We start from the raw sequence: 17207 nt of genomic DNA, 5'->3' as shown, positions 1-17207 counted from the left end.
ACGGATCCGGTCCCGCAGGTGGTCAAAGGGGCGGGCGCACTGCCCCCGGGACAACCGGAGCACGCCCTTCCGGGCCGATCCGTGACACCGGCCGGGTTCACCGGGGCCCGTCGTGTCACGGGGAGAACCGGACTCACCAGTAACGCGTGGTTAGCACGTCAAGCCGATTTCCCGGTACAACGGCGGATACTGCCCCTTCGGACAAGGTCAGGCGGCCGGGAAGGGCAGAAGGGGAGAGAGGGGAAACCGGGGATGAGCACCACCACGTCCACCCGGCTCGCGGAACGCGAACCACAGCTGCGGCAGATCGCGGACCGGGCCGCCGCGGCCCGCCGGGGCACCGGCCACGTCCTGCTGGTCACCGGCGCCACCGGCACCGGCCGCACCGCCCTGCTCGCCGAGGCCGCCCGCCGCGCCGCCGCCGACGGCACCACCGTGCTGCGCGCCCGCTGCTCCGCCGAGGAGACCGCCACCCCCTACGCGGCCGCCCGCCAGCTCTTCGACACCGGCCCCGCCCCCGCCGGCCCCTACGGCCACTGGGGCGCCGCGGCGGCCGCGGACCCCACCGCCACCGCCGGCCCCGGCACCGGCGCCGGCACCGCCGAGGCCACCCTCTGGTCCCTGCTCCGCCTGCACAGCACCCACCACCCGCTGCTGCTCGCCGTCGACGACATCCACCTCGCCGACGAACCCTCCCGGCGCTGGCTGCGCCAGGTCGCCCGCCGGATCGACCGGCTGCCCGCCCTGCTGATCGCCACCGAGCACCGCCAGGCCACCCTCGGCACCCCGCCCGGCCGCTTCGCCCGCGACCTCGCCCCCGACCTCGCCACCACCCTGCGGCTCGCCCCGGTCAGCACCCCCGCCGCCGTCCGGATCGCCCGGCAGCACCTCGGACCCGGCACCCCCGCCGGCCTCGCCGCCGACTGCGCCCGCGCCAGCGGCGGCAACCCGCTGCTGCTCACCGCACTGCTCGCCGACCTCGCCACGGACCCGGCCGACGGCGAGGGCCTGCACGGCGGGGGCCCGGACGGCGAGGGCCCCGGCGGACACCGGCCCGGCGCGCCCCAGCGGCCCGCCACCCTGCCCGAACGCTGCGGCGCCCTGCCCGGCGGCGCCTTCGCCGAAGCCGTCGACGCCTGGCTGCACGGCGCCGGCGACCACGCCGTCACCGTCGCCCGCGTCCTCGCCCGGATGCGCGAACACCCCGCCGCCGACACCACCCCCGCCCCCGGAACCCCGCCCCTCGACCCCGTCCCCCTGCTCGCCGACCTCACCGGCGCCGACCCCGGCCGGCTCACCGGCTGGCTCGCCCACCTCACCCTCCACCACCACCTCGACACCCCCGGCCCCGGCCACTGGCCCCGCTTCGCCCACCCCCTGCTCGCCGACGCCGTCCTCACCGGCCACGCCCCCGGCCACCGCGCCGAGGTCCACCTCGCCGCCGCCGAACACCTCCACCGCACCGGCGCCCCCGACGAAACCGTCGCCGGCCACCTCCTGCTCACCCCCGCCCCCACCCCCCGCTGGGCCGCCGACACCCTGCGCCGCGCCGCCCGCCAGGCCGCCGAGGCCGACCACCCCGCCGACGCCGCCGCCCTGCTGCGCCGCGTCCTCGCCGAACCCCTCAGCGACCGCCAGCGCGGACTGCTGCTCACCGAACTCGGCAGCCTCGAAGTCACTCTCGGCCCCGCCGAACGCACCGTCGGCCTGCGCCACCTCGCCGAAGCCGTCCACCTCCAGCAGACCGACGAAGGCGTCTTCCGCGCCGCCAACACCCTCGGCGCCGTCCTCGCCACCCGCGGCGACACCACCGCCGCCATCGAACTCATGGACGAACTCGCCCACCGCTTCGTCGACCAGGAGGACGTCCTGCACGCCGTCCAGGCCGCCACCGCCCAGATCGCCGCCCACGACGGCCGCAGCTGGCTCCAGGTCGTCGAAGGCGTCCAACGCCTCGCCGCCCGCACCCCCCACCGCCTCGCCCCGCCCGCCTTCGCCCTGCTCACCGAATTCGACGCCACCAGCGGCCTGCTCTCCGCCACCGAGGTCACCGAACGCATCCGCGAACTCGACGAGGCCCCCGTCGACCCGCTCTGCCGCTCCTACCTGCTGGTCTCCCTCGCCACCCTCTCCCAGTGGGCCGACCTCCTCGACCAGGCCGACGAGATCGTCGCCCGCGGCTTCGCCTGCTACCGCGGCGGCCCCCTCGACCCCGGCTACCAGTGCCTGCTCAGCGTCCGCGCCGAAACCAGGATCATGCGCGGCGAGTACCAGGCCCTCCTCGACGACTACGCCCTCACCGCCCCCGGACCCGCCCCCACCCCCGCACCCTCCGCCGCACCACCCGCCCCCGCCCTCCTCCCGGCCACCCCCTGGGGACCCCCCGGGCTGCCCCGGCTGCACACCGTGGGCTCCACCGACCGCCCCGCCGCCCCCGGCCCCTCCTGGTGGACCGCCACCACCCCCGCCCCCCGCCCCGCCCCCGACGACACCGCCCCCGGCCGCTACGCCGAACTCCTCGGCCAGCAGAACGCCCACCTCGTCGCCCAGAGCGTCATCGCCCTCGTCGAGACCGGCCGCCTCTGGCAGGCCCACGGCCTCGCCCGCGCCGTCGCCGCCGACCGCGCCCAGGACTCCTGGGAATGGAACGAGTACCTCCACGCCCGCGGCCTGCTCCGCCTCGCCTCCGGCGAACCCGCCGAAGCCCTCGCCGACCTCCTCGAATGCGGCCGCCGCCAAGGCGAACGCCAGGTCCGCAGCCCCATCGTCACCCCCTGGCGCTCCCTCGCCTCCGAATGCCACCTCCAACTCGGCGAACCCGGACCCGCCGTCGCCCTCGCCGAGGAGGAGCTGCGGCTCGCCCGGGTCTGGGGCACCCCCCGCACCGTCGGCCGCGCCCTGCGCGCCCTCGCCGCCGCCACCGGCGGACGCCACGGCCTCGACCTCGCCGCCGAAGCCGTCCACCTGCTGCGCACCGCCGAGATCGGCACCGAGCTCATCCCCGCCCTCATCACCTACGGCCGGCTGCTCGCCGACGGGGGCCGCCGCGGCGCCGCCCGCCGCGCCCTGCGCGAGGCCGCCGGACGGGCCGAACGCCTCGGCGCCGTCCGCCACCGCGCCGCCGCCCTGGAGTCACTGCGCGCCTCCGGCGCCCGCATCGGCCGCGCCGACCACGCCGGCGCCGAAGCCCTCACCGACAGCGAACTGCGCATCTGCCGCCTCGCCGCGGCCGGACACTCCAACGCCGAGATCGCCGCCATGCTCCACCTCGCGGTCCGCACGGTCGAGACCCACCTCACCAACAGCTTCCGCAAACTGGGCGTGCGCCGCCGCCTGGAGCTGTCCGGGGCCCTCGAAGCCTGACCCGCCCGACGCCGGAGCGGCCGGCACCCGGAAGACCCGGGCCCGGCCGCTCCACCGTCCGCCCCGCCCCGACCCGACGGTCAGGGCGCCGGCACCAGCGCCGCCATCTCGTCCACCGCGCGCGCCAGCTCCGCCGCCGGATCCGCGCCGTCCGACACCCACGGCTGCCACGTCAACGCCCGCAGGTACCCGTCCACCGCCAACGGCAGCCGACGGACCACGATCGGCTCCGTGGTCGGCCCCGGCCCGGCCGAGCGCAGGCGCACCAGCAGACCCGGCACGTTCGCCGAGGGCGGCAGCGGTGCCGAACCCACGAACACCGCCAACTCCTCCAACTGCGGCCACGACCGCGGCGGCTCCGGCGGCCGGGGCGTGCCGGTCCCGCCGGTGTCCCCGGTCCCGCCGGCGCCCCTGGTCCCGCGGGCGCCCCTGGTCCCGCGGGTGTCGCCGGTCGTCCAGGGCGGCCACAGCAGCGCCACCGCCCCGTACAGGGCGGCCACGATCCCCGGCCACCACGCCCCGCCGTAGCCCGCGAAGTGCAGCCCCAGCCCTACCGCACCCGCCCCGCACCCGGCGATGTTGCGGGCCGACCCCAGATACCCCAGCAGTCCCCCGCCCCCCTCGTCGTCACCGTCACTGGTAGCCACGGATCTCCTCGAACGCGCCGTCCAGCGAACCCGTCCCGTCGAACAGCTTGCCGCTCGTCAGATCCGCGATCCCCTGCAACTGCGCCTTCGCCGCGTCGCCGAACAGGATCGGGAACACCCGCACCGACCTCAGCGCCGGCGACAACCCCGCGTGGAACGTCTTGAAGTCCTGGTCCGACGCGCCCTCGTTGCTCTGCCCGTCCGTCATCACGACGATCGACGTGAACCGGTCGTCCTTCGCCGCGGCCTGCTGCCGCTCGATCACCCGGTACGCCTCCTCCAGCGACGAGTACACCGCCGTACCGCCCTCCGCCGACAACGCCTGCACGTCCGCGTTGATCGACGCCAGCTCCTGCTGCGCCGCCGCACCCGCCGGAACGGTGTGCGTCTTCGTGGACTTGACCTTCGAGGCGAACGAGATCAGCGTGACCTCCTCGCGGTCACGGAACCGCCGCACCCCCCGGGAGTCGTCCGACCCGGTCAGCCGGCCCATCGCCGACTTCAGCGACGCCAGCCGCTCCCCGGCCATCGAACCCGAGGTGTCCAGCACGTACACCGTCCGCGACGGCCGCCGCAGCTCGTTCTGGTACGAGGCCAGCAACTGGTTCGCCACCGCCAGACTGCCCGGGAACGGCAGCTCCCGCCGCCGGTCCGTCGGCACCCCCGCCGCCGGGGCCACCCCCGCCGTCACCGGATGACGCAGCGTCTGCTCCGAGATCCGCTTCTGCACGTCCTCCTTCAGCAGGTACTCGGTCAGCCGGCGGAACGATTCCTGCTCCCGGGGCTGCGCGGAACTCAGCAGCGTCAACGGGTAGCTGGCCGTCACCACACCGTCCGTCGGACGCACCACCGTGAGCTGCTGGTTCGGCGGCAGCGTCCTGTTCAACGACATCAGCACCGACTCGTAGTTCACCAGCGCCCCGACCGAACCCTGCTCGGCCTGGGTGTACGCCTGGGTCAGCCAGCCCGACGACCCGGACGTCAGCTTCTGCCCGGCGAAGAACTGCTTCAGCTGCGGGGTGGCCTTCGCCACGTCCGCCTCGGTCAGCGCCGCGTTCGCGGCCGAGAACGCCGAGGCCACCGCCACCAGCCCGGAGAAGCCCGAGTTCGACCGGGACGGGTCCGCCATGCCGTAGGACAGCTTCCCGGCGGCCGCGGCCTCCGCGAGGTTGCCCCAGGTCACCGACGAGCCGTCCCCCCAGCCCAGCTCGCCCAGCACCGAGGAGCGGATCCCGAACGCCAGCGGCGACGTCATGACCGGGCTCTCCGACAGCAGCTTCGGCCGGCTCTTCTCGTCCAGCCGCAGATACTGGTTCGACGGGAACCAGAGCGCGTCGTACTTCCCGTCCGCCGAGCCGGCGGAGACCGCCTCCGCGCCGTCCAGCGAACCCGTCCAGGAGAACTGGACGGTCACCCCGGTCTCCTTCTGCGCCTGCTCCAGGATCGGCGCCATGTCCTGCAACTCGCTGCCGGCCAGCACCCGCAGCACCCCCGCCTGCGCGGTCGGGGCCGGAGGTCTGGTCGGGTCCGGCTTCGGTGCGGCGGACGACGTGCACGCCGTCACCATCGCCGCCAGCACCGCCAGTCCGGCGGTCAGCCCCCGGACCCCGCCCCGCTGCTTCCCCGCCATCGGGGCCTTCCCTGTCGCCATGTCTCCCGCTCAGTTCTTCGTCGCGACTTCGGTCAGCTTCTTCAGCACGTCGTACACCGGGACGGCGGCGTGGCCGATCCCCGACCGGTTGAGGTCCGGCGACAGGTGGAACGAGTCGGCCCGGCTCTTGAGCTGGGCGCCGAACGCCGTGACGTCCCCCTGGATGCGGAAGCCGTGCCGGGTCGCGGCCTCCCGCAGCTTGGTGTTGCTCTGCAGCAGCCCCGCCAGCTTCCGCCCGCCCTTGCTGAACCCGACCAGCGTGTGGTCCGAGAAGATCGTGGTGTCCGGGTAGAGCACCACCGTGTCGTCGGGAGCCTTGTTCTGCAGCACCAACTCGGCCGCCTCCGACTCGTACACCAGGGACAGCGGCCGGCCGACGCCCGAGGTGAAGCCCTTGAACAGCAGGTCGGTGGACTGCTGCTTCTCGCCCTGCTTCACGATCGCGGTATGCAGCAGGTCCTTCACCTTCGCCACCTCCTCGTCGCTCGACACCGGGCCCTTGTTCTCCAGCGAGGAGAGCAGCGCCAGGTACATCGCCCCGGAGGAGGAGTCGTTGGGGTCGGTGGTGGCCATCATGATGGTCCCGCGCAGCTCGCCCTGGGACTTGCCGCCGGAGAGGTCCTCCCACGTCCTGCCCTTGCGCAGCGCGTCCAGGTAGACGTCCATCTTGAAGTTCCACACATGGGTGGCGGGGTCCAGGACCGCCATCCCGCCGGCCTCCAGCGCCTTGGCGGTCGCCTCGTGGGCCACCACCACCAGCGGCGAGTAGAACGGTGCCGGGCTCAGCTCGGCGATGCCCTTCTTCTCCCGGATCTTGTCGGCCGGCGCCTTGCTCGCCGGGAAGGCGAAGTCCTGCCCGTCCAGCTTGTCGACCATCTGCCAGGAACCGACGGGCAGGGTGTTCACGATGAGCCCCTGGGCCGCCAACTCGGCCTTGACGTCCTTGTCCTGGAAGAAATCCTGCTTCTCCGAGCCGATGAGACCGGTGATGGTTTCGGCCTTCTCGGTCTTATCCGACGGCCGCAGCAGCGCGAACGCCACCCCGCCGAGCAGCGCCAGTGCCACCAGCACCCCGAACGCACGCTTCATGCCGGACGATTCCCCCTCGTCGCACGTTCTCCGTCACGCCGGGCACCTCACCCGGGTGACGAGCGTCCCGCCGTGCCACGAGCGCCGGCCGAAGTGACGGTGAACCGGGGGTGAACACCCCTTCACGGAATCGCATCAGGGAGCGGGTCGCGGCGAACGCCGGGGGACCTCTCGCACGCCGGTCCGACGCCGTGTCAGATTGTTCAACTCTCCTTACGGCAACGGCCATCCCGTTGTCCGGACCCACATCGACGTTACGCGTCGGTAATGCCTACTCTCAGCACTATGCGCCGAGCAAAAATCGTCTGTACCCTCGGGCCCGCCACCGACAGCTACGACCAGATCAAGTCCCTGGTCGACGCCGGGATGGACATCGCCCGATTCAATCTGAGCCACGGCTCCCACATCGAGCACGAGGAGCGCTACCGCCGGGTCCGCAAGGCCGCGGACGAGACCGGCCGCAGCGTCGGCGTGCTCGTCGACCTTCAAGGCCCGAAGATCCGCCTCGGGGCGTTCACCGAGGGGCCGGTACTTCTCGAACGCGGCGACGAGTTCACCATCTCCACCGACAACGGCGTCGAGGGAGACCAGAACGGCTGCGGCACCACCTACCCCGGCCTCGCCGGGGACGTCACCGCCGGCGAGCGGATCCTCGTCGACGACGGACGGGTCACCCTGGAGGTCGTCGAGGTGGCCGGACCGCGGGTCCGCTGCGTCGTCGTCGAGGGCGGCCTGGTCTCCGACCATAAGGGCCTCAACCTCCCCGGGGTCGCCGTCTCGGTGCCCGCGCTCAGCGAGAAGGACATCGCCGACCTGCGCTGGGCCCTGCGGGCCGGCGCCGACCTCGTCGCGCTCTCCTTCGTCCGCAGCGGGCAGGACGTCGAGGACGTCCACCGGGTGATGGACGAGGAGGGGCGCCGGGTCCCCGTCATCGCCAAGATCGAGAAGCCGCAGGCGGTGCAGAACCTCGACTCCATCGTCGACCGCTTCGACGGCGTCATGGTGGCCCGCGGCGACCTCGGCGTGGAGATGCCGCTGGAGGACGTGCCGATGGTCCAGAAGCGGGCGGTCACCCTGGCCCGGCGGAACGCCAAGCCGGTCATCGTGGCGACCCAGATGCTCGACTCGATGATCAACTCCTCGCGGCCCACCCGCGCCGAGGCCTCCGACGTCGCCAACGCCGTCCTCGACGGCACCGACGCGGTGATGCTCTCCGGCGAGACCTCGGTCGGGAAGTACCCGTCCGAGACGGTCCGCACGATGGGCCGGATCATCGAGGCCGCCGAGCAGGACGTCTTCTCCGCCGGACTGCCCCCGCTCACCCCCAGCAACAAGCCCCGCACCCAGGGCGGCGCCGTCGCCCGCGCGGCCGCGGAGATCGGCGACTTCCTGCACGCCAAGTACCTGGTCGCCTTCACCCAGTCCGGCGACACCGCCCGCCGGCTGACCCGCTACCGCTCGCCGATCCCCGTGCTCGCCTTCACCTACGAACCGGCCGTCCGCAGCCAACTCGCCCTCACCTGGGGCGTGGAGACCTTCCTCGGCCCGTTCGCGCCCACCACCGACGAGATGGTCGAACAGGTCGACGCCGCCCTGCTCTCCCTCGGCCGCTGCCAGAAGGGCGACATCGTCGTCATCACCGCCGGCTCCCCGCCCGGCCTCGCCGGCTCCACCAACCTCGTCCGCGTCCACCACGTGGGGACCCTGGACGACTGACCCCGTTCCAGCGGCGCGGCCCTCCAGCGGGGCCGCGCCGCCGTCAGCACTTGGGGCCGATGTGGGCGTCCATGAGGGCCACGGACTCCTTGCGGGCGACGGAGACGTTGACCTGGCCGGTCGGCCGGGGGATCGAGGCCTTCCACTGCACACCGACCGCGTCCAGCGTGTCGGTGAAGAGACGGACGATGTCGGTCGAGGTGTTGGTGAAGAAGTAGCGCGGGTACTCGTAGCGGCGGACGACGCCGTCGACCCGCTTGGTGGCCCAGTTGGTGATGCGGCAGCCGTCAGAGTGGATCAGGCCGCGCAGGAAGTCCCACGGGTGGGCGCCGACGATCTCCTGCTGCCAGGGCTCCAAGGCTATGGTGCGCTCGTGCTTGTTGCCGGGCCCGTGCTGCGGGAAATAGCAGTACAGATGCTGCGAGTAGAGCTTGACCACGTAGCAGCCTGTCCGCCGGATCCTGCAGGGGCTGTTGCGTGGCATCACCCGGCGCATGGCCCGATCGACGGAGTCGATGATGCCGGGCCACTTGGCATCGCAGGTGATGAATAGACTGGGGCTGCGGTGCTGTTCCGGCCAGGTGATGTGCCCGTCGCCGAGGTAGAGGCCGAGAAGGTAGGCGTACGCGGGACGGTCAAGTGCGTCGCCGAAGCAGTGGGCGCAGGTGGAGCGCTTCCGGCCGGGGAGCTCTCCGTGCTTGGCGCGGTCCTGGTGCTTCCACCAGGAGACGGTGCCGGGTGGGACGCCGAACCGGCGAGCCACCTCGGTGTTCGCCATACCTCCGCGGAGGAGGAGGACGGCCTGTTCGCGCACAGAATTCGTGGTCATGTGCGACAGTCTCGGACGGAGTGCGGGCCGTGGCAGGGGGCCCTCTGAATGCCACTCGATGTGATGAAATTTCCATCACCTGGGAATGTAAGGAAAATCTTGTGCCGAGTGTGGGATTCGAACCCACACGCCCTTTCAGGCAATCGCTTTTGAGGCGATCGTGTCTGCCCTTCCACCAACCCGGCAAGTCATGCCCGTGAAGGATACCCTGCGCGCATCGTTCGGCGCAGCTAGGTACCCTCGTGCATGCAGTACCCCGCCGGAACGAGGAGCCCCGTGAGCACCGCCGACGAGCAGGCCGAGCCGCTTGAGACCGATTCGCCCCAGATCACCCGGATCGTGATCGCCGAGGACGAGGCGCTGATCCGTCTCGATCTGAAGGAGATGCTGGAGGAGGAGGGGTACACCGTCGTCGGGGAGGCCGGGGACGGCGCGACGGCGGTCCGGCTGGTCGAGGAGCTGAAGCCGGATCTGGCGATCCTGGACGTGAAGATGCCGGTGCTGGACGGGCTGTCCGCGGCCGAGCAGATCCACGAGCAGCACCTCGCGCCGGTGCTGATGCTGACCGCGTTCTCGCAGCGGGAGCTGGTGGACCGCGCGCGGGACGCCGGGGCGATGGCGTACATCGTCAAGCCGTTCTCCAAGAGCGACCTGGTGCCCGCGATCGAGATGGCGGTGTCCCGGTACACCGAGATGCGGACGCTGGAGGAGGAGATCGCGGACCTCACCCAGCGGCTGGAGACCCGGAAGCTGGTGGACCGCGCGAAGAGCGTGCTGCAGACCAAGTTCGGGCTGAACGAGCCGGCCGCGTTCCGGTGGATCCAGAAGACGTCGATGGACCGCCGGATGACGATGGCGGCGGTGGCCGAGGCGGTCATCGAGGAGGGTGCGGCGCAGGACCGCAAGAAGGCCGAGGAGGCCGCGGGCGGCGCGGCCGCGGCGGAGTAGCGGAAGGGCCCGGCGTGCAACGCCGGGCCCTTCGCCGTACGGGGGTCAGTCCTCGCCGAGGTAGGCCTTGCGCACCGACTCGTCGTGCAGGAGGTCGGCGCCGGTGCCCTGGAGGACGATGGAGCCGGTCTCCATGACGTAGCCGCGGTCGGAGAGCGAGAGCGCGGCCTGGGCGTTCTGCTCGACCAGCAGGATGGTGGTGCCGTCGGCCTTGAGCTCGACGATGGTCGCCATGATCTTCTGCATCATCAGCGGCGACAGGCCCATCGAGGGCTCGTCGAGCATCAGCAGCTTGGGCCGGGACATCAGGGCCCGTCCCATCGCGAGCATCTGCTGCTCGCCTCCGGAGAGCGTGCCGGCGGCCTGCTTGCGGCGTTCGCCGAGGATGGGGAAGAGGCCGTAGGCCCGTTCGACGTCCTTGGCGATGCCGTCGGTGTCGCTGCGCAGGAAGGCGCCGAGGAGCAGGTTCTCCTCGATGGTCATCCGCGGGAAGATGTGCCGGCCCTCGGGGGAGTGGGCGAGGCCGAGGGCGACGATCTTGTGGGCGGGGACGGCGGCGAGCGGCTGCCCGTCGAAGGTGATGCTGCCGGCGGTGGGCTTGAGCAGGCCGGAGAGGGTGCGCAGGGTGGTGGTCTTGCCGGCGCCGTTGGTGCCGATCAGGGTGGTGACCTCGCCCTGGTTGACGGTGAAGCTGATGCCCTTGACGGCCTCGATCTTGCCGTAGGCGACGCGGAGGTCCTGGACTTCGAGGAGTGCGGTCACTGGTCGGTCTCCGTTGCGGGGGCGGTGCCTTCGAGCGGGGCGCCGAGGTAGGCGGTGATGACGCGTTCGTCGTTCTGGACGGTCTCGCGGTCGCCCTCGACGATCTTCTGTCCCTGGACCAGGACGGCGGTGCGGTCGCAGAGGTTGAAGATGAACCGCATGTCGTGCTCGATGACGAGGACGGACACGCCCCGGTCGCGGATGGCGAAGACGAGTTCCTCGGCGGCGCGGGTCTCCTGGGGGTTCATGCCGGCGGTCGGCTCGTCGAGGAGCAGCAGGCCGGGGTCGGAGGCGAGGGCGCGGGCGATCTCCAGTTTGCGCTGTTCGCCGTAGGGGAGGTTGCGGGCGAGGTGGTCGGCCTTGCCGGCGAGGCCGGTGAACTCCAGGAGCTCCATGGCCCGGTCGCGGCTCTCGGCCTCGGAGCGGCGGAAGCCGGGGCCGCGCAGGACGGCGGAGAACAGGCCCTGGCGCATGCGGCTGTGCCGGCCGACCTGGACGTTCTCCAGGACGGTCATGTTGGCGAAGAGCCGGATGTTCTGGAAGGTGCGGGCGATGCCGGCCTGGGTGACGAGGTGGGGCTTGGGCGGCAGGACGGTGCCCTGGTAGGCGACGGTGCCCTCGGTGGGGACGTAGAGGCCGGTGAGGCAGTTGAAGAAGGTGGTCTTGCCGGCGCCGTTGGGGCCGATGAGGCCGATGATCTCGCCGCGGCCGACGGTGAGGGAGACGTTGTTGACGGCGGTGAGGCCGCCGAAGCGCATGGTGACGCCGGAGACGTCGAGCAGGGGTGCGGCGGAGCCGGGTGCGGCGCCGGCGGGGGCGGGGGCGTCGGTGGTGGTCATCGGGGGGTCACGCCCCTGCCTTGGTGAGGGCGACGGTGTCGCCGGTGGACTGCGCGGGGAGGGCGGCGGCCTCGTGGAACTCCAGCTGTTGGCGCCGGTTGGGGATGAGGCCCTCGGGGCGCACGCGCATCAGGACGATCAGGGCGATGCCGAAGGCGAGCAGCTGGTAGTCGGCGAGGAATTCCAGCTTCTTCGGGATGAGGAAGAGCAGGGTGGCGCCGGCGAGGGGGCCGCTGATGGTGCCCATGCCGCCGAGGATGACGGCGGCGAGCAGGAAGGCGGAGTTGGGCGGCAGGGCTTCGGCGAAGGTGTACTGGTCGGGGGTGACGGTGTAGCTGACGTGGGCCTGGACGGTGCCGGCGAGGCCGGCGAGGCAGGCGCCGAGGGCGAAGGCGAGGAGCTTGAGGCGGAAGCCGTTGATGCCCATGGCCTCGGCGGCGGTCTCGTCCTCGCGGATCGCGACCCAGGCGCGGCCGATGCGGGAGTTGCCGACGCGGGCGAAGACGAGCACGACGAGGGCGGTGACGAGCAGCATCAGCAGGTAGTAGTTGGAGAACCGGCCGAGTTCGACGCCGAAGACGGTGGTGGGCTTGCCGAGGTCCCAGCCGAGGATCTGGAGGTCGGGGATCCGGGGGATGCCGTTGGAGCCGTTGGTGACCTTGGGGCCGGTGGTGCCGTTGAGGTTGAGCATGGTGATGCGGAAGATCTCGCCGAAGCCGAGGGTGACGATGGCGAGGTAGTCGCCGCGCAGTCGCAGGGTGGGGGCGCCGATGACGACGCCGAAGACCATGGAGACGACGGCGCCGGTGAGCACGGCGGCCCAGAACGGGAACTGCACGTGGATCGGCGAGGCGGGGGAGCCGGAGACCAGGGCGGCGCTGTAGGCGCCGACGCCGAGGAAGGCGACGTAGCCGAGGTCGAGCAGGCCGGCGAGGCCGACGACGATGTTGAGGCCGAGGGCGACGGTGGCGAAGATCAGGATGTTGGTGGCGACCGAGGTGTACTGGTCGCTGGTCTGGGTGAAGGGGAAGCTGGCGGCGGCGGCGAAGGCGGCGCCGGTGGTGACGGCCTGGTACTTGACGGTCAGCGCGCGCAGCCGGGCGATCAGGCCGGAGCGGCCGAGTGCGGCGACCACGGAGGCGGCGAGCAGCAGGTAGCCGGTGAAGAGTTCGCCGTACTCGGTGTCGATGCCGAAGGTGATGGCGAACAGGCCGACGGCGAAGGCGACGACGATCAGGCCGACCTCGGCCCAGGAGGGCAGCTCGCGGGGGGCGGGCAGCGGGCGCTGGACGGTGCCGAGCCGCAGCCAGGTGTTGGCGAGGTGGCCGAGCTGGACGAGCAGGACGGCGCCGGTGGCGATGGCGAGGCCGCCGGCGAGGGCGGTGAGCACGGGGGCGACGGGCTTGTCGTCGGGGATCGCGTGGGTGGCGAACCAGACGGCCGGGGCGACCGGGACGAGCAGGAAGAGCCGCCGGTCGAGGATGCGCAGCGGGACGGCGGTGCGCCGGTCGAGGGGCAGGCCGAGGGCGCCGGCGACGGCGAGCAGGGAGCCGGCGGCGAGGACCCAGCCGCCGGGTTCGAGGTTGGCGAGGCCGCCGAGGTCGCTCGCGATGGAGACGGCGGAGAACCACCCGACGGCGAGGGCGCCGGTGGCGGCGAACAGGACGGCGTTGTGGCTGTGCCGGGGGGCGGCCCAGCGCAGGCCGGGGACGCCCTGGGTGGCGAGGAGCAGGAGCAGGGTGACGAGGCCCGCGGTGAGGGCGAGCCACTGGAGGCCGGCGGGGGAGCCGTAGTAGGTGAGGTCGCCGGGGTAGTCGGCGGTCCAGGTCCAGGCCATCAGGGCGGAGCCGCTGACGGCGAGGGCGCCGGTGCCGGTGAGCAGGGCGGCGGTGCGGCCGGGCAGCGGGATGACCGGGGTGGTTTCGGTGCTGGTGGTGGTCATGGTGCTCACGCCCTGTCCGCGACGCGCTCGCCGAGCAGGCCCTGGGGCCGGACGAGCAGGACGACGATGAGGAGTACGAAGGCCCAGACGTCCTTCCAGGCGCCGCCTCCGAAGAGGTGCATGCCGGGCAGGTGCTGGATGTAGCCGGTGGCGAGGGCTTCGGCGAGGCCGAGGGTGAGGCCGCCGAGCATGGCGCCGTAGATGTTTCCGATGCCGCCGAGGACGGCCGCGGTGAAGGCCTTGAGGCCGAGCAGGAAGCCCATCCGGAAGTCGACCTGGCCGCTGCGCAGGCCGTAGGCGACGGCGGCGACGGCGGCGAAGGCGGCGCCGATGGCGAAGGCCATGACGATGATCCGGTCGGTGTCGATGCCCATGAGCTTGGCGGTGTCGGGGTCCTGGCTGGTGGCCTGCATGGCGCGGCCGGAGCGGGTGCGGGTGACGAACCAGCCGAGGGCGATCATGCAGAGCGGGGCGGCGGCGATCAGGAAGAGGTCGCTGCGCTGGATGGCGACGGAGCCGATCTCGAAGGGGTCGCCGGGGATCTTCGGGAAGACCCGGGCCTTCTTGGCGTCCGGGTAGAACGCGAAGACCAGTTGCTGCAGGGCGATGGACAGGCCGATCGCGGTGATCAGCGGGGCGAGCCGGGGTGCCGTGCGCAGTGGCCGGTAGGCGAAGCGTTCGGCGGCGACGGCGGTGAGGGTGGAGACCAGGATGCCGGCGATCAGCATCAGCGGTAGGGCCAGCCACAGGGTGGTGCCGCCGGGGAGGGCGAGGTAGGCGGTCAGGGCGCCGAAGCCGCCGACCATGACGATCTCGCCGTGGGCGAAGTTGATGAGCTGGACGATGCCGTAGACCATCGTGTAGCCGATCGCGACGAGCCCGTAGAGGGCGCCGAGGATCAGGCCGTTGGCCAGCTGCTGCGGTAGGTCGTGCACCGCTGGGCCTCCGTTGTGCGTGTGGGGTGTCCGCGTGGGTGGTGGATGTGGGTGCGCGCGGGGGTGCTCGTGGCGTCCCCCGCGCGCTGACTCCGGTGTGCTGTGGTGCTCCTGACGTCAGGTCAGGGGGCGGTTCAGCCGTTGAAGGTGCCGGACTTCTCCACGGCCCACTTGCCGTCCTTGACGGTGTAGACGGTGAGCTGCTTGTTGGTGGTGTCGCCGAACTCGTCGAAGGAGACCTTGCCGGTGACGCCCTCGAAGGTGACCTTCTGGACGGCCTCGACGACCTTGGCGCGGGGGTCGGAGGGGAGCTTGCCGCTGTTGGCGGCGACGACGGCCTTGACGCCCTGGATGATGGCCCAGGCGCTGTCGTAGGAGTAGCCGCCGTAGGTCTCGTAGGCGTCCTTGTAGCCGGCGGCCTTGTAGTCGGCGATGAACTTGGCGGCGGTGGGGAGCTGCTCGACGGGCAGGCCGACGGCGGTGGCGAGGTCGCCCTGGCCCTTGGGGTTGAGCTTGATGAAGTCGCCGCTCTGGATGCCGTCGCCGCCCATCAGCGGGATGGCGACGCCGGCGTCCTTGAGCTGGAGGGAGAGCGGGCCGGCGGCGGGGTACTCGCCGCCGTAGTAGATGGCCTCGGCGCCGGAGGACTTGACCTTGGTGACGACGGCGGCGAAGTCGCGGTCGTCGGGGTTGACGTGCTCCTCGCCGGCGATCTGGCCGCCGTTCTTGAGGAACTGGCCCTTGAAGGTGGCGGCGAGGCCGGCGCCGTAGGTCTTCTGGTCGTCGATGATGAAGACCTTGGTCTTCTTGGCGTCCTTGACCAGGTAGTCGGCGGCGAAGGGGCCCTGGACGGCGTCGGTGGTGGCGGTGCGGAAGTAGGTCTTGAACGGGCGGGACTTCTCGCCGGTGGCCCACTTCTCGCCCTGGCTGAGGGCGACGCCGGTGTTGGCGGGGGAGATCTGGACGAGCTTGGCGTCGTTGAAGATCTGCTGCATCGACTGGGCGACGCTGGAGTTGAGCGGGCCGACGACGCCGATGACGTCCTTGTCGCCGACGAGCTGGGTGGCGTTCTGCTGGCCGGGGCCGGGCTTGCCGGTGTCGTCGAGGTCCTTGATCTTGAACTTGACGCCGGGGACCTCGTTCTTCTCGTTGGCCTGCTTGACGGCGAGTTCCACGGAGTTGCGGATGCCGAGGCCGAGGGCGGAGAGGTCGCCGGTGAGCGGCGCGTCGACGCCGATGGTGACGGTGGTGTCGCCGCCCTTGCCGCTGTCCCCGGACTTCTTGTCGTCGCGGGAACCGCACGCGGTGAGGGTGAGGGCGCCGATCACGGCAATGCTCACGACAACTGCTGAACGATGACGCACGGGGGTCCCCTTCGGTTCAGGAGGGCGCCGCGCCTGAACGGCGGGAGCCTGGATGCGCGGTGGGCCTGGCCCATTCCGGTGGCGCGGTGACTGGCCGTGACTCTAGATGTCGGTCGGCGGCTCGGGCAGTGGTGTAGCGAGGCTGTGATTCTCTTGTTATGAGCACACAGAGAAGTCGTCTCACCATGTGGTCGTTCCGGTTCGATCGATCCGCTCCTGCCGGGGGTCCCGGCTTCAACTCGCCCCCTGTAAGGCGTAGAAGGGCAGGTGACTCCTGGCCTTGCCGATAATCGGACAGGGGTGTCCGCGGTGTTGGCGCCGGGCATATGCGTCCGAATATCGGACGACAGGAGGGATGGCGTACTGCTTTCGTCCGATTCGGCCCCCGGAACTGTCTGTTGCTTGGAAGTCCTACTTGTTACGCAGTGTTACATCAGGAAAAAATGCCCGGACATGCCGCCGCCCCCTTGTCCAGACCAACGACTGCCCAGGGCGGTCGAAGGTCAAACAAGGGGGCGGGCAAGGGATTTGACGAAGAATCGGGTCAGAGGTCGCGCAGCATGCAGGTGAGGCGGCAGCTGGTGACCCGCTTGCCGGTGTCGTCGGTGATCGCGATCTCGTAGGTGGCGGCCGTGCGGCCCTTGAAGACCGCGGTCGCCACGCCGGTCACCAGGCCGGAGGTGGCCGAGCGGTGGTGGGTGGCGTTCAGGTCCACGCCCACCGCGTACCGGCCGGGGCCGGCGTGCAGCATCGCGCCGACCGAGCCCAGGGTCTCGGCCAGCGCCGCCGAGGCGCCGCCGTGCAGCAGGCCGTACGGCTGCTGGTTGCCGTCCACCGGCATGGTGCCGACCACCCGGTCGCCGGAGGCCTCGACGATCCGGATGCCGAGCTTCTCGCCGAGCCGTCCGCCGGAGAAGGCGGCCGGCTCCACGCCGAGCCTGGCGAAGTGCTCCAGCATCTCCGGCGAGACGTCGAGGAAGGGGGCCTGGACGGGGCCGTCGGGGGCCGCGTCGGCGGTGGTGGTGGCTGCGTCGGGGGCCGGGTCGGTCATGGGGGAGCTCCTGCCGCTCGGGGGTCGCGTCGTCGTGCTGCCTGTGATCGTACGACCGTCCTACTCGGCGG

Annotated in this window: 13 protein-coding genes and 1 tRNA gene; 3 read left to right on the top strand and 11 right to left on the bottom strand. The window is 71.8% G+C overall.

Annotation, left to right across the window (positions count from 1 at the left end; all coding sequences use genetic code 11):
* The first annotated feature begins 252 nt into the window (after positions 1–252).
* Positions 253–3363 carry an AAA family ATPase gene (locus tag ACF1AK_RS00850; RefSeq protein ID WP_391496635.1) on the top strand — a complete coding sequence of 1037 codons (3111 nt, stop codon included), beginning with the start codon at positions 253–255 and terminating at the stop codon, positions 3361–3363.
* A gap of 80 nt (positions 3364–3443) precedes the next feature.
* Here ACF1AK_RS00850 and ACF1AK_RS00845 read toward each other — a convergent pair whose 3' ends face one another.
* Genes ACF1AK_RS00845 through ACF1AK_RS00835 form a run of 3 tightly spaced genes read right to left on the bottom strand, consistent with a single transcriptional unit; the run spans position 3444 to position 6750 of the window.
* Positions 3444–4010, bottom strand: coding sequence for a hypothetical protein (locus ACF1AK_RS00845; protein WP_391496634.1), 567 nt, complete (start codon positions 4008–4010; stop codon positions 3444–3446).
* Positions 3997–5640: a substrate-binding domain-containing protein gene (locus tag ACF1AK_RS00840; RefSeq protein WP_391496633.1), complete on the bottom strand. Its 1644-nt coding sequence runs from the start codon at positions 5638–5640 to the stop codon at positions 3997–3999. The genes ACF1AK_RS00845 and ACF1AK_RS00840 overlap by 14 nt, the downstream gene beginning before the upstream one ends.
* 30 nt (positions 5641–5670) lie before the next feature.
* Positions 5671–6750 carry a hypothetical protein gene (locus ACF1AK_RS00835; protein WP_391496632.1) on the bottom strand — a complete coding sequence of 360 codons (1080 nt, stop codon included), beginning with the start codon at positions 6748–6750 and terminating at the stop codon, positions 5671–5673.
* 285 nt (positions 6751–7035) lie between these two features.
* On the opposite strand from ACF1AK_RS00835, the gene pyk reads away from it, so the two are divergent.
* On the top strand, positions 7036–8466 hold the full coding sequence (pyk, locus tag ACF1AK_RS00830) for a pyruvate kinase (protein WP_391496631.1): 1431 nt from the start codon (positions 7036–7038) through the stop codon (positions 8464–8466).
* A gap of 43 nt (positions 8467–8509) precedes the next feature.
* Here the strand turns inward: pyk and ACF1AK_RS00825 are convergent, their stop codons facing one another.
* Entirely contained in the window at positions 8510–9295 is a 786-nt protein-coding gene (locus ACF1AK_RS00825) for a helix-turn-helix domain-containing protein (protein ID WP_391496630.1), read from the bottom strand.
* Positions 9296–9397: 102 nt separating this feature from the next.
* Positions 9398–9480: transfer RNA gene (locus tag ACF1AK_RS00820), tRNA-Leu, on the bottom strand.
* Between the two features lie 91 nt (positions 9481–9571).
* On the opposite strand from ACF1AK_RS00820, the gene ACF1AK_RS00815 reads away from it, so the two are divergent.
* Positions 9572–10243: an ANTAR domain-containing response regulator gene (locus tag ACF1AK_RS00815; RefSeq protein ID WP_391496629.1), complete on the top strand. Its 672-nt coding sequence runs from the start codon at positions 9572–9574 to the stop codon at positions 10241–10243.
* Between the two features lie 45 nt (positions 10244–10288).
* Here ACF1AK_RS00815 and ACF1AK_RS00810 read toward each other — a convergent pair whose 3' ends face one another.
* From ACF1AK_RS00810 to ACF1AK_RS00785, 6 genes are all read right to left on the bottom strand, one after another.
* Entirely contained in the window at positions 10289–11005 is a 717-nt protein-coding gene (locus tag ACF1AK_RS00810) for an ABC transporter ATP-binding protein (protein WP_391496628.1), read from the bottom strand.
* The gene (locus ACF1AK_RS00805; RefSeq protein WP_391496627.1) at positions 11002–11844 is read right to left on the bottom strand and encodes an ABC transporter ATP-binding protein; all 843 of its coding nucleotides are present in this window, start codon (positions 11842–11844) and stop codon (positions 11002–11004) included. The genes ACF1AK_RS00810 and ACF1AK_RS00805 overlap by 4 nt, the downstream gene beginning before the upstream one ends.
* A 7-nt stretch (positions 11845–11851) precedes the next feature.
* Positions 11852–13786 (bottom strand): branched-chain amino acid ABC transporter permease, encoded by a 1935-nt coding sequence (locus tag ACF1AK_RS00800; RefSeq protein WP_391497326.1) that lies wholly within the window; start codon positions 13784–13786, stop codon positions 11852–11854.
* 5 nt (positions 13787–13791) lie between these two features.
* Positions 13792–14721, bottom strand: coding sequence for a branched-chain amino acid ABC transporter permease (locus ACF1AK_RS00795; protein WP_391496626.1), 930 nt, complete (start codon positions 14719–14721; stop codon positions 13792–13794).
* Positions 14722–14855: 134 nt separating this feature from the next.
* Entirely contained in the window at positions 14856–16085 is a 1230-nt protein-coding gene (locus tag ACF1AK_RS00790) for a branched-chain amino acid ABC transporter substrate-binding protein (RefSeq protein WP_391496625.1), read from the bottom strand.
* Between the two features lie 544 nt (positions 16086–16629).
* Entirely contained in the window at positions 16630–17043 is a 414-nt protein-coding gene (locus ACF1AK_RS00785) for a PaaI family thioesterase (RefSeq protein ID WP_391497325.1), read from the bottom strand.
* Positions 17044–17207: the final 164 nt, after the last annotated feature.

The sequence above is a fragment of the Kitasatospora sp. NPDC015120 genome (genome assembly GCF_043080305.1).
GTDB lineage: Bacteria > Actinomycetota > Actinomycetes > Streptomycetales > Streptomycetaceae > Kitasatospora.
Note: the sequence above shows the minus strand (reverse complement) of the source record. Positions and strands in the feature narration are given on the sequence as shown.

What these genes read in the sequence shown, in the direction of transcription:
- ACF1AK_RS00850 (WP_391496635.1), top strand. Translation starts at nt 253, where the DNA reads ATGAGCACCACCACGTCCACCCGGCTCGCGGAACGCGAACCACAGCTG.
- ACF1AK_RS00840 (WP_391496633.1), bottom strand. Translation starts at nt 5,640, where the DNA reads ATGGCGGGGAAGCAGCGGGGCGGGGTCCGGGGGCTGACCGCCGGACTG.
- ACF1AK_RS00835 (WP_391496632.1), bottom strand. Translation starts at nt 6,750, where the DNA reads ATGAAGCGTGCGTTCGGGGTGCTGGTGGCACTGGCGCTGCTCGGCGGG.
- pyk (WP_391496631.1), top strand. Translation starts at nt 7,036, where the DNA reads ATGCGCCGAGCAAAAATCGTCTGTACCCTCGGGCCCGCCACCGACAGC.
- ACF1AK_RS00825 (WP_391496630.1), bottom strand. Translation starts at nt 9,295, where the DNA reads ATGACCACGAATTCTGTGCGCGAACAGGCCGTCCTCCTCCTCCGCGGA.
- ACF1AK_RS00805 (WP_391496627.1), bottom strand. Translation starts at nt 11,844, where the DNA reads ATGACCACCACCGACGCCCCCGCCCCCGCCGGCGCCGCACCCGGCTCC.
- ACF1AK_RS00800 (WP_391497326.1), bottom strand. Translation starts at nt 13,786, where the DNA reads ATGACCACCACCAGCACCGAAACCACCCCGGTCATCCCGCTGCCCGGC.
- ACF1AK_RS00785 (WP_391497325.1), bottom strand. Translation starts at nt 17,043, where the DNA reads ATGCTGGAGCACTTCGCCAGGCTCGGCGTGGAGCCGGCCGCCTTCTCC.